This window comes from Halomonas getboli, from assembly GCF_023094245.1.
Taxonomy (GTDB): domain Bacteria; phylum Pseudomonadota; class Gammaproteobacteria; order Pseudomonadales; family Halomonadaceae; genus Halomonas; species Halomonas getboli.
The window spans coordinates 188,970-205,001 of record NZ_JALMEW010000004.1 but is presented as its reverse complement, the minus strand read 5'-3'; the positions used below and the strand labels follow the sequence as shown (position 1 = coordinate 205,001).

Sequence of the window (16,032 nt, the reverse complement as noted above, 5' to 3'; positions counted from 1 at the left end):
CAGTCGAGGCCAGATTGGCGATTGATTCAAACGTTCGTTACATTTTCAAGGCGTCATCCGGACAACCACAATCACAACGCATGAGGAAAGCGCCATGTCGTCACGTCGCCTGCCGACCCTCGTTCTCGGGATGGGGCTCGTGTTCGCCCCGCTGCTCCAGGCTCAGTCTCAGGCCCCGCAGGACGAGCTCTTCTCGCTTCGCAGCCGCTGGGAGCACACCACCACCGCCATGCCGGAGGCGCGTCGCGTTGCCGCCCTCGAGTCCCTCGCCGCGGAGGCGAAGGCGCTGACCGAGTCGCATCCCGAGGGGGCGGAGGCGAGCGTCTGGCACGGCATCATCCTGGCGTCCCTGGCCCGGGAAAGCGGTGGCCTCGACGCCCTGGGGGCGGCCAAGGAGGCGCGCCGGGTGCTGGAATCGGCCCTCGAGCAGGACCCGCGTGGGCTCCAGGGCTCGGCCTACGTGACCCTGGGGGCGCTCTATGATCGCGCCCCGGGTTGGCCGGTGGCTTTCGGCGACGAGGAGACCGCCGAGCGGATGTTCCGCCGCGCCGAGGAAATCCGCCCCGAAGGCATCGACGTCAATGTCTATTACGCGGCCTTCCTCGAGGACGAGGGCAGGGACGCCGAGGCGCTGGCGCATGCCCGGCGGGCGCTCAACGGGGTGCCTCGCGAAGGGCGTGAGGCCTCCGACGCGGCGCTGCGCGACGAGGCCAGGGCCATGGTCGCTCGACTCGAAGAGTAGGCGGGCGCCTATCGGCATGAAGGGCGAGGCGGGCGGCGAGGTTGGCAGGCTTCTGTCGCACCGGGATAATGGGCGCTTTCGCGATCACCGGAGAGTTCATGTCGGAACACGATCCACAGCACGCCGCCGATGCGCTCGATGCCGCGCCCTTCGATGCCGGCGACGTGGAGATGATCGAGCGGCGCTGCCTGCACCAGGGCTTCTTCCGCCTCGAGGAGCTGCACCTGCGACACCGCCTGTTCGAGGGCGGCTGGAGCGCGCCGGTGGTGCGCGAGGTGCATCGCCGGCATGACGCCGTGGGCGTGCTGCTCTACGATGTGGAACGGGACGCCGTGGCGCTGGTGGAGCAGTTTCGCGCCGGCGCCCTGGATGATCCGGCCTCGCCCTGGAAGCTGGAAGTCGTGGCGGGGCTGGTCGAGCGCGGCGAAAGCCGCGCCGACGTCGCCCGCCGCGAGGCCGAGGAAGAGGCTGGCTGCCCGGTAGGTGAGCTGATCGAGCTGCATACCTACTACCCGAGCCCGGGGGCCTGCGACGAGCGGGTCACGCTGTTCTGCGGGCTCATCGACAGCCAGGGCCTGGGCGGCATTCACGGCCTCGACGAGGAGCACGAGGACATCCGCGTGCACGTGCTCTCCTTCGCCCGGGCCTGGGAACTCATGCGGGCTGGAAGACTCGACAATGCCATGTGCCTGATCGCCTTCCACTGGCTGGCGGCGGAGCGGGCCTCATTGCGAGCGAGGAGGTAGCGTGTCGAGAAACGCCTATGTGACTGACCTGAAGACCCTGCAGGGCGAGTGCACCGCCAACTACGTGCGGCTCACCCGCCTGCTGGGCGACATGGAGGTCGGCGAGACGCGTGAGGTGGAGCTGGTCAGCCATGGGCGTCGCGTCGGCGCGCTGTGCCTGGAGCTCCTGGAGCGAGCGCCCTACACCAGCATCGTGCGGGTCTCCCAGCGCGGCGTGCTCGACGGCGTGCTCGAGGCGCCGCGCATGCGCGTGCATCTCTACCACGACGTGCGCATGGCCGAGGTCAACGACTTCCAGCGCCAGCGCCACTTCGACGGCCGCTATCGCTATCCCAACGCGCGCATGCACCAGCCCGACGAGAAGCTGCAGCTCAACCGCTTCCTCGGCGAGTGGCTCGACCACGGCCTGGCCCACGGCCATTCCATGGATCTGCCCGAGCTGCCGTGACGCGCCGAACGACCCCGGAAACACCCAGGCCCCGCCAGAGGGCCGTCATCAAGGACGCCCCGGCCCGATGCGACTGATCCAGCTCACCGACTGCCACCTGCACGCCGACCCCGAGGCTCGTTCGCGCACCGGCCTGCCGCATCGCCAGCTCGAACGCGTGGTGGCCGCCGCCGTCCGCCAGCGCCCCGACATGGTGCTGCTGACCGGCGACATCAGCGAGGACCGCACCGCCGCTTCCTATGCTCAGGCCGAGCGGCTGCTGGCGCCGCTCGACTGTCCCTGGTTCTGGCTGCCCGGCAATCACGACGAGTCCGGGCTGATGGCCGACTGCCGTCCCTTTCATGAGACCGTGGACTTGGGCGAGCGCCGCCTGCTGCTGCTCGATACCCAGCGCATCGGTCAGGAGGCCGGCGAGCTCGGCGAGGCGCGGCTGGCGGCCTTCGCCTCCCGCCTCGCCGAGGACGACCGGCCGACGCTCGTGGCCATGCACCATCCACCGGTGGCGGTGGGCTCCGCCTGGATGGACGCGCTCGGCCTGACCGACGCCGCGGCCTTCTGGGAGGTCGTGGCCGGCCATGCGCTCGTCGAGGCGGTGATCTGCGGGCATATCCATCAGGCCTTCGCCGGACGTGGCCCCGAGGCCGCCGGCGGCGTGCCCGTCTACGGCAGCCCCTCGACCAGCGACCAGTTTCTGCCCGGTGCCGCGGACTTCGCCGTGGACGAGGCCTCGCGGCCTGGCTTCAGGATCATCGATCTGACTCGGGAAGGTTTCGCTACCTGGGTGGAGCGCGTCGAGATCTGAGGACAGGTAGCTCCATTTCGTATAAAAAGATAGATATTAATTCTTTTACGTTATTATTGGTTAGGCGGTACTCTCCGGCGCATGATCCTTTTTCCGCCCACGTCATGCGAGGTAGCCGGGCCATGAACAGTCTTCATGCACCGACACGCGATAGTGCCGTCACGGCCGAGGGCAGCAGTGCCGCTGCCGGCCTGACGCCGCGGCGGCTGACGCACCTGCAGCAGCTGGAAGCCGAGTCCATTCACATCATCCGCGAGGTGGCGGCCGAGTTCGCCAACCCGGTGATGCTGTACTCCATCGGCAAGGACTCCTCGGTGATGCTGCACCTGGCGCGCAAGGCCTTCTATCCCGGGCCGCCGCCGTTCCCGCTGATGCACGTCAACACCACCTGGAAGTTCCGCGAGATGATCGAGTTCCGCGACCGCATGGCCGCGGAATCCGGCATGGAGCTGATCGAGCACATCAACGAAGAGGGGCGTGCCGCCGGCATCAACCCCTTCGATCACGGCTCCAGCGGCTACACCGACGTGATGAAGACCCAGTCGCTCAAGCAGGCACTGGACAAGTACGGCTTCGATGCCGCCTTCGGCGGCGCGCGCCGCGACGAGGAGGCCAGCCGCGCCAAGGAGCGCGTGTTCTCCTTCCGCGACAAGCACCACCGCTGGGACCCGAAGAACCAGCGTCCCGAGCTGTGGAACCTCTACAACGCCCGCGTCAACAAAGGCGAGTCGATCCGCGCCTTCCCGCTCTCCAACTGGACCGAGCTGGACATCTGGCAGTACATCTACCTCGAGTCGATCCCGATCGTGCCGCTGTACTTCTCCGCGCCGCGTCCGGTGGTCGAGCGCGACGGCATGCAGATCATGGTCGACGACGACCGTCTGCCGCTCGAGGAGGGCGAGGTGCCGGAAGAGAAGTGGGTGCGTTTCCGCACGCTCGGCTGCTACCCGCTGACCGGCGCGGTGGAATCCACCGCCACCACGCTGCCCGAGATCATCCAGGAGATGCTGCTGACCCGCACCAGCGAGCGCAGCGGCCGCGCCATCGACCACGACCAGGCCGGCTCGATGGAGAAGAAGAAGCGCGAGGGGTACTTCTAAATGTCACATCAATCCGATCTCATCGCCGACAACATCGAGCAGTACCTGCACGAGCACGAGAACAAGGACCTGCTGCGCTTCATCACCTGCGGCAGCGTCGATGACGGCAAGTCGACCCTGATCGGCCGGCTGCTGCACGACTCCAAGATGATCTTCGACGACCAGCTGGCGGCCATCACCCAGGCGTCGAAGAAGAGCGGCACCACCGGCGAGGAGGTGGATCTGGCGCTGCTGGTCGATGGTCTGCAGTCCGAGCGGGAGCAGGGCATCACCATCGACGTGGCCTATCGCTTCTTCTCCACCGACAAGCGCAAGTTCATCATCGCCGACACCCCGGGGCACGAGCAGTACACCCGCAACATGGCCACCGGGGCGTCCACTGCCGGTCTGGCGGTGATCCTGATCGACGCCCGCTACGGCGTGCAGACCCAGACCAAGCGCCACAGCTTCATCGCCGACCTGGTGGGCATTCGCCACCTGGTGATCGCGGTCAACAAGATGGACCTGGTCGACTACAGCCAGGCGCGCTTCGACGAGATCGTCGCCGAGTACCGCGCCTTCGCCGAGCAGCTGGGCGCCGACGACATCCGCTTCGTACCGCTGTCCGCGCTCAAGGGCGACAACGTCGTCAACCCGAGCGAGGCCATGTCGTGGTACGACGGTCCGGCGCTGCTCGAGCTGCTCGAGAGCGTCGAGGTCCGCGCCGATCACAACCTCACCGACCTGCGCCTGCCGGTGCAGTACGTGAACCGCCCGAACCTGGACTTCCGCGGCTACGCCGGCACCCTGGAAGCGGGCGTGCTGCGCCCCGGCCAGGCGGTCAAGGTGCTGCCGTCCGGCAAGACCTCCAAGGTCGAGCGCATCGTCACCTTCGACGGCGACCTGGACGACGCCTGGCCGGGGCAGGCGATCACCGTGACCCTCGCCGACGAGATCGACATCTCCCGCGGCGACTGGATCGTGGCCGCCGATGCCGAGGTGACCGAGGCCGCGGCCTTCGACGCCGACATCGTGTGGATGAGCGAGCAGGCCCTGGAGCCGGGTCGTCAGGTCGACATCCGCCTCGCCGGCCGTTCGGTGGCGGGCAGTGTCGACACCATCCACTACCAGGTGGACGTCAACACCCTGGAGCAGCATCAGGCCGAGCGCCTGGAGCTCAACGCCATCGCCCGCTGCCGCGTGGCGCTGACCGGCGAAGTGCCGATCGACAGCTACGACCGCAGCCCGGGCACGGGCAGCTTCATCGTCATCGACCGGCTGTCCAACGTGACCGTGGGCGCGGGAATGATCCGCGGCGCCGCCGAGGCCGGCAGCGGGGCCGCGGGCGACGTCGACTGGGCCGGCTTCGAGGTCGAGCTCAACGCCCTGGTGCGCAAGTACTTCCCGCACTGGGAGGCCAAGGACATCAGCCAGCTGCTCGGCCGCTGATGCCCCGATCCGCCTTGCGGACGATACGAGGCCCCGTCGCGAAAGCGGCGGGGCCTCGTTGTTTTTAGGGTATGCAGGCGCTGTACAAGCCGGTGGCGGCAGCTGAAAGCGGTATCAGCGTGGCCGGTTGGCGACCAGCACCGCGCGGCGCGGCGCCGGATGGCCTTCGCGGGTCCTGGTCGGATCGTCGGGGTCGAGGAAGTCGGCCAGCGACTGGAAGGTCATCCACTCGGTGGCGCGCTGCTCGTCGAGCGAGGTGTCGGCCTCGTCGACCACCCGGACGTTGTCGAAGCCGGCGCGCTCGAGCCAGCCGCACAGCGCGGCGGCGGAGGGCAGGAAGTAGACGTTGGGCATGGCGGCGTAGCGCTCGCCCGGCAGCAGCACCGTGGTGGCGTCGCCCTCGACTACCAGCGTCTCCAGCACCAGCTCGCCGCCCGGGCGCAGGGCAGCCCTGAGCTGGGCCAGGTGCTCCAGCGGCGAGGGGCGGTGGTAGAGCACGCCCATCGAGAACACGGTGTCGAAGAAGGCCAGCGCCTCCGGCACGTCCTCGATGCCCACCGGCAGGAAGTGCACCGCGCCGTGGTCGGCATTGCCGACGAAGTGGCGCACCGCCTGGAACTGCCAGTAGAAGCGCGGCGAGGGGTCGATCACCAGCACGAAGCTGGCGCCGTCGCCGGCCATGCGCCAGGCGTGGTAGCCGTTGCCGCCGCCCACGTCGAGCACCCGCCGGCCGGCCAGCGGCGCCAAGTGCGGCGCCACCCGCTGCCATTTCCAGTCGGAGCGCCATTCGGTGTCGATGGTCACGCCGCCGAGCCGGTAGGGACCCTTGCGCCACGGCGCCAGCACGCGCAGCAGGCTCTCGCTCTGGCGGCGGCGCGAGGCGTCGAGGTCGGCGTCCACGGTGACGTGGTCGGCATCGAGGCGCACCTCGCGGTGCTCCGGCAGTGGCGGCAGCTTGGCCACCGCCTTCTCCCAGGCCGGCAGGTCGCCGAAGCGCGAGCGGTCGAGGCCGCGGGCCAGCTGCTCGGGCAGCCGGGCCAGCCAGGCGTCGAGCCCCTGGTCGAGGAAGGCCCGATAGAGCGGGCGATGGGCGTCGGGAATCGGCACGTCAGTCTTCCTTGAAGGCAATCAGCGAGGCGAAGTTCAGGTACTGGAACCACACCAGCGAGCGCGAGAAGCCAGCGCGGGCCAGCCGCTCCCGGTGCGCGTCCAGGGTGTCCGGCACCAGCACGTTCTCGAGCGCGGTGCGCTTCTGGCTGATCTCCAGGTCGCTGTAGCCGTTGGCGCGCTTGAAGTCGTGGTAGCGCTCCACCAGCCAGGCGTTCTCCTGCTCGTCGGCGGCCTTGATCTTCTCCGAGAGCACCAGCACGCCGCCGGGCTCCAGGGCCTCATAGAGTCGGGCGATCACGGCGTCGCGATCCTGCGGGGCCAGGAACTGCAGGGTGAAGTTGAGCAGGATCATCCCCGACGGCTCGTAGTCGAGGGCGCGGATATCGCCCTCGATCACCGTCAGGTCGTGGTCCGGGCTCTCGCTGGTCAGCGTCTCACGGGCGCGCTCGACCATGGCCGGAGACAGGTCGACCCCGGTATAGCGGAACGCCGCCGGCGGCAGCTGGCCGGCCAGGGCGAGCCCGGAGGCGCCCAGCGAGCAGCCCAGGTCATAGACGTGGCCGCCGTGGCGCAGGTGGCGCCGGGCCAGCGGGCCGAGCATGGCCAGGATCTGGCCATAGCCCGGCACCGAACGCCGGATCATGTCGGGGAAGCAGGAGACCACCCGCTCGTCGAACGAAAAGCGCGCCACCCGGTCCAGGGGTGTGGAAAAGATGGCGTCACGGTAAGATGCGTCACTCATATCGCAGGGATTCATGGGCTGGAAGCCCGACATTCTACTCCCCTGTTGTCGGCTGCACGACAGGATGTCCAGGAGAAATTCCATGAGCCATACCCCCATCGATCAGCGGAGGGCCTGGTGCGCCCTCGCCGAGCATGCCGCGGGCATGGGGCGCCGGCACCTGCGCGACCTCTTCGTCGAGCAGCCGAGCCGCTACGCCACCTTCGGCCGCAGCGCCGCGGGGCTGACCCTCGACCTCTCCAAGCAGCGCTGGACCGACCAGACCCTCGAGCTGCTGCTCGACCTGGCCCGCGAGGCCGACGTGCCCGAGGCGATCCGCGGCCTGCTGGCCGGCGAGCGCGTCAACCGCAGCGAGGATCGTCCGGCGCTGCACACCGCCCTGCGCCTGCCCGCCGATGCCCGCCTCGAGGTCGAGGGTCAGGACCTGGTGGCCTCGGTCCATGCCACTCTGGATCGCATGGAGGCCATGGTCGAGCGCTTCCACGCCGGCCAGTGGCGCGGCGCCACCGGAAAGCCGATCCGCGACGTGGTCAACCTCGGCGTCGGCGGCTCCGATCTGGGCCCGCTGATGGTCACCCATGCCCTGGCCGACTATCGCCCCGACGTCGAGCAGCGCATCGACGTGCACTTCGCTTCGACCATGGACGGCTCCCAGCTGGCCGACTACCTGGCGCGGCTGAATCCCGAGACCACGCTGTTCGTGCTGTCGTCGAAGTCCTTCACCACCATCGACACCCTGTCCAACGCGCGCACCGCGCGGGACTGGCTCAAGGCGCGGCTGCTGGGCGGCGCCCGCCAGGAGGGCGTCGACGAGGCGCTGCTGATGCGCCAGCACTTCATCGGCGTCTCGGCCAGCCCCGAGAAGATGAGCGAGTGGGGCATCGCCGACGATCACCAGCTGGAGTTCTGGGAGTGGGTCGGCGGTCGCTACTCGCTGTGGGGCGCCATCGGCCTGCCCATCGCCCTGGTGGTGGGCATGGAGCACTTCCGCGGCCTGCTGGCCGGCGCCCACGAGATGGATCGTCACTTCCGCGAGGCGGAGCTTGCCGACAACCTGCCGGTGCTGCTGGCGCTGGCCGGCATCTGGAACGTCAACTTCCTCGACATCCGCGCCCACTCCATCCTGCCCTACGATGGCCGCCTCGAGTATTTCGCCGCCTACCTCGAACAGCTGGAGATGGAGTCCAACGGCAAGTCGGTGACCCACGACGGCGAGAGCGTGAACTACTCCACCTGCCCGGTGCTGTGGGGCCAGCTCGGGCCCAACGCTCAGCACGCCTTCTATCAGCTGCTGCACCAGGGCACTCAGGCCGTGGAGTGCGACTTCATCGCGCCCAAGGTGCGCTACGATGACGTGCCGGACCCGGCTACCCGCGATCACCTGATGGGTCAGCATCGGCTGACGCTCGCCAACTGCTTCGCCCAGTCTCGGGCGCTGATGCTCGGCGACGCCGCCGTGGCCGACGACGAGGACGGCCCGCGCCCGGGCCACCGTCGCTATCGCGGCAACCAGCCCTCCAGCACCCTGCTGCTCGACCGCCTCACGCCTCAGACCCTGGGCGCGCTGGTGGCGCTCTACGAGCACAAGGTGTTCGTGCAGGCGACGATCTGGGACATCAATCCCTTCGACCAGTGGGGCGTGGAGCTGGGCAAGACCATGGCCGGCGAGACCCAGCGCATCCTCCAGCACGAGGCCGGCCTCGAGGGCATGGACGACTCCACCCGCGGCCTGATCGAGGCGGTATGGGCGGCCGAGCCCCAGGCGGACGCGTGAGCCGGCTGAATACTGTGTCAGTTCCGGCCGGGGAGTGCCGGGGACAGGTCGAAGAGAGGGTTTTTGCCAAGGGTGAGGCGGATTCCGACGAACGGGCTGGCCAAGGAAGGCCAGCACCGGACCTGCAAGCGGAGCGGGATGCGAGAGCGCCGCAGGGCAAAAGTAGCGCCCAGGGAAGGGTTTACAGCGCCTCTCGTAGACCTGTCGACGGCCTGGCTTTACCGGGAATTCGGCTGGCCATTTATACAGGGGGTCGGGTATGCTGAGCGCCGCTCTGCCGCGCGTGCCGGCCAGCGGCGTGCTCTACCTGCACGGCTTCAACAGCGGCGCCGCCTCGCCCAAGGCGGCGCTGATGCGCGAGGCCTGTGAGGCGGTCGGCCTGCCCTGCGCCGCGCCGGATTTGCCGCATCGCCCTGACCGCGCCCTGGAAGCGGCCGAGGCCCGGCTCGCCGAGCTGGGCAGCCGGCCGCTGGTGGTGGGCAGCTCGATGGGCGGCTTTCTGGCCACGGTGCTCGCCGAGCGCCACGACCTGCCGGCGGCGCTGATCAATCCGGCGGTGGCCCCGGCGCGGCTGGTCGAGGCCTGGATCGGCGAAGCCTTCGTCAACCCGTATCACGGTGAGCGCTTCACGGTGGAGGCCGCCCATCGGCGGGCGCTGGAGGCGCTGACGCCCGAGCGGGTCACGCCGGCGCGCTACCTGCTGCTGCTGGGCACCGCCGACGAGACCCTGGACGCCCGCGACGCCTTCGCGCTCTATCGCGGCGCCCGGACGATCCTCGAGCCCGGCGGCGACCACGGCTTCTCGACGCTGGCCGACTACCTGCCGGCCATCTTCGCCCAGGGCGGCCATGCCCTGGAAGCCGGGCGGGTGGCGCCCCGCGGCTGAGCGCGCGGATTCGAACATGCATAGGACACAGACGACGCCATGACCCAATACAGTGCCAGCTCGATCGAGGTGCTCGCCGGGCTCGAACCGGTGCGCAAGCGCCCCGGGATGTACACCGACACCGCGCGCCCCAACCATCTGGTGCAGGAGGTCATCGACAACAGCGTCGACGAGGCGCTAGCCGGCCACGCCAAGAAGATCGGCGTGCGGCTGTTCGAGGACGGCGGCGTCGAGGTCAGCGACGACGGGCGCGGCATGCCCATCGACATCCATCCGGAGCACGGCGTCTCCGGCATCGAGCTGATCATGACCAAGCTCCACGCCGGCGGGAAGTTCTCCAACTCGAGCTACCGCTTCTCGGGCGGCCTGCACGGCGTCGGCGTCTCGGTGGTCAACGCGCTCTCCAAGCGCCTCGAGGTCGAGGTGCTCAAGGGCGGAGAGCGCCACGGCATGGCCTTCGAGCACGGCGAGCTGGCCTCGCCGCTGGAGGTGATCGGCAGTGCCGCCAAGCGCGCCACCGGCACCGTCCTGCGCTTCTGGCCGGAGGCGAGCTACTTCGACTCGCCGAAGCTGTCGCTGACGCGGCTCAAGCACCTGCTGCGCGCCAAGGCGGTGCTGTGCCCGGGGCTCGAGGTCTCGCTGACCGAGGCCGACGGCACCCGGAGCGTGTGGCAGTTCGAGGACGGCCTGCGTGACTACCTGGCCCAGGCCACCGACGGCTACGAGGTATTGCCGGCTTCGCCCTTCGTCGGCCACTTCGCCGACGAGGAGCACGGCGTCGACTGGGCCGTGCAGTGGCTGCCGGAGGGCGGCGAGCCGCTGCTCGAGAGCTACGTCAACCTGATTCCCACGCCCCAGGGCGGCACCCACGTCAACGGCCTGCGCGCCGGGCTGCTCGAGGCGCTGCGCGAGTTCTGCGACTACCGCAGCCTCCTGCCGCGCGGCGTCAAGCTGACCGCCGAGGACCTGTGGGAGCGAGTCTCCTTCGTGCTCTCGGTGAAGATGCTCGACCCGCAGTTCGCCGGCCAGACCAAGGAGCGGCTGTCGTCGCGCGCGGTGGCCGGCTTCGTCTCCGGGGTGGTCAAGGACGCCTTCTCGCTGTGGCTCAACCATCACGTCGACCAGGCCGAGGCGCTGGCCGAGCTGGTCATCAGCGCCGCCCAGCGTCGCCAGAAGAGCGCCAAGAAGGTGGCGCGCAAGAAGGTCACCTCCGGCCCCGCGTTGCCCGGCAAGCTGGCCGACTGTTCGGGGCAGGACCCGGCGGCCAGCGAGCTGTTCCTGGTCGAGGGCGACTCGGCCGGCGGCAGCGCCAAGCAGGCCCGCGACCGCGACACCCAGGCCATCCTGCCGCTGCGCGGCAAGATCCTGAACACCTGGGAGGTGGAGTCCCACGACATCTACGGCTCCCAGGAGGTCCACGACATCGCCGTGGCGATCGGCATGGACCCCGGCAGCGACGACCTCGGCAAGCTGCGCTATCACAAGATCTGCATCCTCGCCGACGCCGACTCCGACGGCCTGCACATCGCCACGCTCTTGTGCGCGCTGTTCGTGCGCCACTTCCCGGCGCTGGTCGACGCCGGCCACGTCTTCGTCGCCATGCCGCCGCTGTATCGCATCGACCTCGGCAAGGAGGTCTTCTATGCCCTGGACGAGAGCGAGAAGGCGGCGATCCTCAAGCGCCTCGAAGGCAAGCGCGGCACGCCCAATGTGCAGCGCTTCAAGGGCCTGGGCGAGATGAGCCCGCTGCAGCTTCGCGAGACCACCATGGCCGCCGACACCCGGCGGCTGGTGCAGCTGACCCGCGAGGAGGGCGACGGTACCCTCGAGATGATGGACATGCTGCTGGCCCGCAAGCGCGCCTCCGATCGCAAGAGCTGGCTGGAAGATTACGGCAACCTCGCCGAGATCGAGGTTTAAGCTCGAAGCTCGAAGCTGGAGAAAACCCGCGATGTTTCGGGGGGCAACTTCCAGCTTCAAGCTTTCAGCTTCGAGCTTTTCCAGAACGTATCGTGCGGGCACGGCCCGCGAAGTTTCCATGATGGCAGATAGGGCCCCGAACCCATGACCATGGATATCCAGGTGGCGGAGGGCGACGTCGAGCGCCTGTCCCTCCGCGAGTACACCGAGAAGGCGTACCTCGACTACTCGATGTACGTCATCCTCGACCGGGCGTTGCCGCACATCGGCGACGGCATGAAGCCGGTCCAGCGGCGCATCGTCTACGCCATGCGCGAGCTGGCGCTGAACGCCAGCGCCAAGTACAAGAAATCGGCGCGTACCGTCGGCGACGTGCTCGGCAAGTTCCACCCCCACGGCGACAGCGCCTGCTACGAGGCGATGGTGCTGATGGCGCAGCCCTTCAGCTATCGCTATCCGCTGGTGGACGGCCAGGGCAACTGGGGCAGCCCCGACGATCCCAAGTCCTTCGCCGCCATGCGCTACACCGAGGCGCGGCTGTCCAAGTTCAGCGAGACCCTGCTCAGCGAGCTTGGCCAGGGCACCGTGGACTGGACCGCCAACTTCGACGGCACCATGCAGGAGCCGGTGGTGCTGCCCTCGCGGCTGCCCCACGTGCTGCTCAACGGCGGCACCGGCATCGCCGTGGGCATGGCCACCGACATCCCGCCGCACAATGTGGGCGAGGTGGTCGAGGCCACCTGCCACCTGCTGCGCCATCCCGAGGCCACCACCGTCGACCTGATGGAGCGCCTGCCGGGGCCGGATTTCCCCACCGCCGCCGAGGTCATCACCCCGCACCGCGAGCTGCGCAAGATCTACGAGAGCGGCCGCGGCTCGGTGAAGATGCGTGCCCGCTACGGCCTGGAGGAGGGCAGCGTGGTGATCTCCGCGCTGCCCTACCAGGTCAGCGGCGCCAAGGTGCTCGAGCAGATCGCCGCCCAGATGCAGGCCAAGAAGCTGCCCATGGTGGCCGACCTGCGCGACGAGTCGACCCACGAGGAGCCCACCCGGCTGGTCATCGAGCCGCGTTCCAACCGGGTCGACATCGAGGCGCTGATGGCGCACCTGTTCGCCACCACCGACCTTGAGAAGAACGTGCGCGTCAACATGAACGCGATCGGCCTCGATGGCCGGCCGCGGGTCATGCCGCTGCCCGACCTGCTCGGCGAGTGGCTGCGCTTCCGCCGCAGCACCGTGCGTCGTCGCCTCGAGCATCGGCTGGGCAAGGTCCAGGATCGCCTGCACATCCTCGAGGGCCTGCTCACGGCCTACCTCAACATCGACGAGGTGATCCGCATCATCCGCGAGGAGGACGAGCCCAAGGCCGCGCTGATCGAGGCCTTCGGGCTCAGCGAGCGTCAGGCCGAGGCGATCCTCGAGCTGCGCCTGCGTCACCTGGCCAAGCTCGAGGAGATGAAGATCCGCGGCGAGCAGGACGACCTCGAGGCCGAGCGTGCCCGCCTGGAGGAGCTGCTCGGCTCCGAGGCCGCGCTGACCGACCTGATCGAGGAAGAGCTGCGCCAGGCCGCCACCGACTACGGCGACGAGCGCCGCTCGCCGCTGGTCGAGCGCGAGGAGGCCAAGGCGCTGTCCGAGGTCGAGCTGCTCGGCGCCGACCCCATCACGGTGGTGCTCTCCGAGAAAGGCTGGATCCGCGCCGCCAAGGGCCACGAGATCGACCCCGAAGGGCTCTCCTACAAGGCCGGCGACCGCTTCCATCTCGCCGCCCGCGGCAAGACCAACCAGCCGCTGGTGCTGCTCGACGACACCGGCCGCGCCTATACGCTGACCGCCCACAACCTGCCCAGCGCGCGCAGCCAGGGCGAGCCGGTCACCGGGCGCGTCAACGTAGCCGCCGGCGCCCACATGGCCGGGGTGCTGCTGGCGCCGCCGACCACCCGCTATCTGCTGGCCACCGACGGCGGCTACGGCTTCGTCGCCCGCCTCGAAGGGCTGGTCGCCAAGAACAAGGCCGGCAAGGCGGTGCTCAGCGTGCCCCAGGGCTGCAACGTGGTCGCGCCGCGGGCGGTGCCGGAAGGCGAGGGCATCAGCGTGGCGGCGGTCTCCAACGAGGGTCGGCTGCTGGTGTTCCCGCTCGACCAGCTGCCGGAGATGGCCAAGGGCAAGGGCAACAAGATGCTCGATATCCCCGGCGGCCGGGCCGCGCGGCGGGAGGAGTTCCTGCGCGACCTGACGCTGCTGGCGCCCGGCGACGCGCTGATCGTGCACGCCGGCAAGCGCAAGCTGACGCTCAAGGCCGACGATCTCGACTACTATCGAGGCGAACGCGGCCGGCGCGGCAGCAAGCTGCCCCGTGGCCTGCAGAAGGTCGACCGCCTGGAAAGCTTGAAGCCGGAAGCTTGAAGCGTGAAGAAAACCCGGCTCGGCGCTGGAAACCGGCATACTTCCGGCTTCAAGCGTTGAGCTTCTAGCTATCGGGGTTGCAATGACGAGACGACTATTGATCCGTGCCACCGGCGCCGCCCAGCCCGGTCAGCTGGCCGGCCTGGGCCGTGCCCTGGCCCAGAGCGGCGCGCGACTGCTGGACATCAACCAGAGCGTGACCTTCGGCATCGTGTCGCTGGAGGCCCTGGTGGGGCTCGACCACGACAGCGACCTGGAAGGCGCGCTGTCCGCCGCCGGCGATCGGCTGGGGCTCGATGTCCAGGCGATCCAGATCGGCGCCGAGGACTATCACCGCTGGAGCGTGCAGGCCAGCCAGCCGCGGCTGATCCTTACCCTGCTGGCGCCGCATCTTCCGGCCGGCATCCTGGCCGAGGTCGGCGCGCTGACTGCCGAGCAGGGCCTGACCGTGGAGCTGATCCACCGGCTCTCCGGCCGCGAGCCGCTGGATGGCGGCGTGCCCGGCGAGCACGACGCCATCCAGGGCGCCTGCGTCGAGTGCTGGCTGCGCGGCGACAACGTCGACCTCGAGGCCCTGCGCGAGAAGGCGCTGGCGCTGGGCGCCGCCCACGGCGTCGACATCGCCCTGCAGGAGGATTCCATCTGGCGTCGCCACCGCCGGCTGGTGTGCTTCGACATGGACTCGACCCTGATCCAGGCGGAGGTGATCGACGAGCTGGCGCGTCGTCACGGCGTCTACGACGAGGTGGCCGAGGTCACCGAGCGGGCCATGCGCGGCGAGCTGGACTTCCAGCAGAGCTTCCGCGAGCGCATGTCGAAGCTCAAGGGCCTCGACGAGTCGGTGCTGGCCGAGATCGCCGAGGAGCTGCCGCTGATGGACGGCCTGGAGCGGCTGATGAGCCAGCTCAAGCGGCTCGGCTATCGCACCGCGATCCTCTCCGGCGGCTTCACCTACTTCGCCCACTACCTGAAGGATCGGCTCGGTTTCGACGAGGTTCATGCCAACGAGCTGGTGATCGAGAACGGCAAGGTGACCGGCGAGGTGCGCGAGCCGATCGTCGACGCCGACCGCAAGGCCGAGCTTCTGTGCCAGATCGCCGAGCGCGAAGGGCTCTCCATGGAGCAGACCATCGCCGTGGGCGACGGCGCCAACGACCTGAAGATGCTGGCCGCCGCCGGCCTCGGCATCGCCTTCCGCGCCAAGCCGCTGGTGCGCCAGCAGGCCCGGCACTCGCTCTCGACCCTGGGGCTGGATGCGGTGCTGTACCTGATCGGCTATCGCCAAGGCGATCTCGAGGAGCGCTGAGGGTTTTTTGCGCTGGCGTCGTCGGCCCGGTCGCGGTAGCGTCGGAAGACGCACACAACAACACCAAGGAAAGTGCCATGCCACAGCCCAGCTTCACTCCGGAACTGCTCGACGAACTCAAGGTGCTCGGCCTGTTCAATCCGATCAACCATCAGGAGGGCATCAAGGTGCACTCGAGCGCCGAGCCGGCCATGATCGAGGCCACTCGACGTCTGCATCGCAAGGGCCTGGTGACCCAGGCCGATGGTGGCTATCTCACCGCCATTGGCCAGGAGGCCGCCGAGCATGCACGCGACCTGCTGGTCCTCCTCGGGACGGCCGACGCGACGACCTGAATGCCCCCGTCGGCCGGCGAGAGTTGACAAGCCGCCGCCAGGCTGATTTTCTAGAGGGCATGAACATGACATCGCACAACCTCGTTCTCGACCTACGACTACTAGCCCGCCGCTGAGCGCGCCGGGCGATGCCGTTTGCATCGCCCATGTCCAGGTCGAATTCGAGGTTGTCACATGTCCCGCACCGCTACCGTTATCTCCATGAACATTTTCGCTCCTCGTGTCTCTCGCGCCGTACGACCGGTCTGCGGAGTCGTGACGAGCCGCGCTGAACACTGCGACGACGC

General features: G+C 68.8%; 14 protein-coding genes. 12 read left to right on the top strand and 2 right to left on the bottom strand.

Annotated elements, in window-relative coordinates; translation table 11 throughout:
- The first annotated feature begins 94 nt into the window (after positions 1–94).
- The 6 genes from MYL53_RS10295 (at position 95) to cysN (ending at position 5,266) form a co-directional block, all read left to right on the top strand.
- The gene (locus tag MYL53_RS10295; RefSeq protein WP_247853707.1) at positions 95–742 is read left to right on the top strand and encodes a hypothetical protein; all 648 of its coding nucleotides are present in this window, start codon (positions 95–97) and stop codon (positions 740–742) included.
- Between the two features lie 98 nt (positions 743–840).
- Entirely contained in the window at positions 841–1,488 is a 648-nt protein-coding gene (locus tag MYL53_RS10290) for an NUDIX domain-containing protein (protein WP_425591747.1), read from the top strand.
- A 1-nt stretch (position 1,489) separates the two neighbouring features.
- Positions 1,490–1,936, top strand: coding sequence for a DUF1249 domain-containing protein (locus MYL53_RS10285; RefSeq protein WP_016856122.1), 447 nt, complete (start codon positions 1,490–1,492; stop codon positions 1,934–1,936).
- A 67-nt stretch (positions 1,937–2,003) separates the two neighbouring features.
- Entirely contained in the window at positions 2,004–2,738 is a 735-nt protein-coding gene (locus MYL53_RS10280) for a metallophosphoesterase (RefSeq protein WP_247853706.1), read from the top strand.
- Between the two features lie 122 nt (positions 2,739–2,860).
- Entirely contained in the window at positions 2,861–3,838 is a 978-nt protein-coding gene (gene cysD / locus MYL53_RS10275; protein ID WP_425591746.1) for a sulfate adenylyltransferase subunit CysD, read from the top strand.
- Positions 3,839–5,266 carry a sulfate adenylyltransferase subunit CysN gene (cysN, locus tag MYL53_RS10270; protein WP_247853704.1) on the top strand — a complete coding sequence of 476 codons (1,428 nt, stop codon included), beginning with the start codon at positions 3,839–3,841 and terminating at the stop codon, positions 5,264–5,266. It abuts the gene before it with no gap.
- Between the two features lie 114 nt (positions 5,267–5,380).
- On the opposite strand, the gene cmoB is transcribed toward cysN, so the two are convergent.
- Positions 5,381–6,373, bottom strand: coding sequence for a tRNA 5-methoxyuridine(34)/uridine 5-oxyacetic acid(34) synthase CmoB (gene cmoB, locus MYL53_RS10265; protein WP_247853702.1), 993 nt, complete (start codon positions 6,371–6,373; stop codon positions 5,381–5,383).
- A gap of 1 nt (position 6,374) precedes the next feature.
- Positions 6,375–7,118: a carboxy-S-adenosyl-L-methionine synthase CmoA gene (gene cmoA, locus MYL53_RS10260; RefSeq protein ID WP_247853700.1), complete on the bottom strand. Its 744-nt coding sequence runs from the start codon at positions 7,116–7,118 to the stop codon at positions 6,375–6,377.
- Between the two features lie 82 nt (positions 7,119–7,200).
- Between cmoA and pgi the strand changes: the two genes are divergently transcribed.
- From pgi to MYL53_RS10230, 6 genes are all read left to right on the top strand, one after another.
- Positions 7,201–8,892, top strand: coding sequence for a glucose-6-phosphate isomerase (gene pgi / locus MYL53_RS10255; RefSeq protein ID WP_247853699.1), 1,692 nt, complete (start codon positions 7,201–7,203; stop codon positions 8,890–8,892).
- Between the two features lie 259 nt (positions 8,893–9,151).
- Complete coding sequence (locus MYL53_RS10250) at positions 9,152–9,778, top strand: YqiA/YcfP family alpha/beta fold hydrolase (RefSeq protein ID WP_247853698.1); 627 nt, start codon at positions 9,152–9,154, stop codon at positions 9,776–9,778.
- 39 nt (positions 9,779–9,817) lie between these two features.
- The gene (gene parE, locus MYL53_RS10245) at positions 9,818–11,698 is read left to right on the top strand and encodes a DNA topoisomerase IV subunit B (protein WP_247853697.1); all 1,881 of its coding nucleotides are present in this window, start codon (positions 9,818–9,820) and stop codon (positions 11,696–11,698) included.
- A gap of 144 nt (positions 11,699–11,842) precedes the next feature.
- Positions 11,843–14,104: a DNA topoisomerase IV subunit A gene (parC, locus tag MYL53_RS10240; RefSeq protein WP_247853695.1), complete on the top strand. Its 2,262-nt coding sequence runs from the start codon at positions 11,843–11,845 to the stop codon at positions 14,102–14,104.
- A gap of 82 nt (positions 14,105–14,186) precedes the next feature.
- Complete coding sequence (gene serB / locus MYL53_RS10235; RefSeq protein ID WP_247853693.1) at positions 14,187–15,410, top strand: phosphoserine phosphatase SerB; 1,224 nt, start codon at positions 14,187–14,189, stop codon at positions 15,408–15,410.
- A gap of 77 nt (positions 15,411–15,487) precedes the next feature.
- Positions 15,488–15,745 (top strand): TIGR02647 family protein, encoded by a 258-nt coding sequence (locus MYL53_RS10230; RefSeq protein WP_247853692.1) that lies wholly within the window; start codon positions 15,488–15,490, stop codon positions 15,743–15,745.
- The last annotated feature ends 287 nt before the right edge of the window (positions 15,746–16,032 follow it).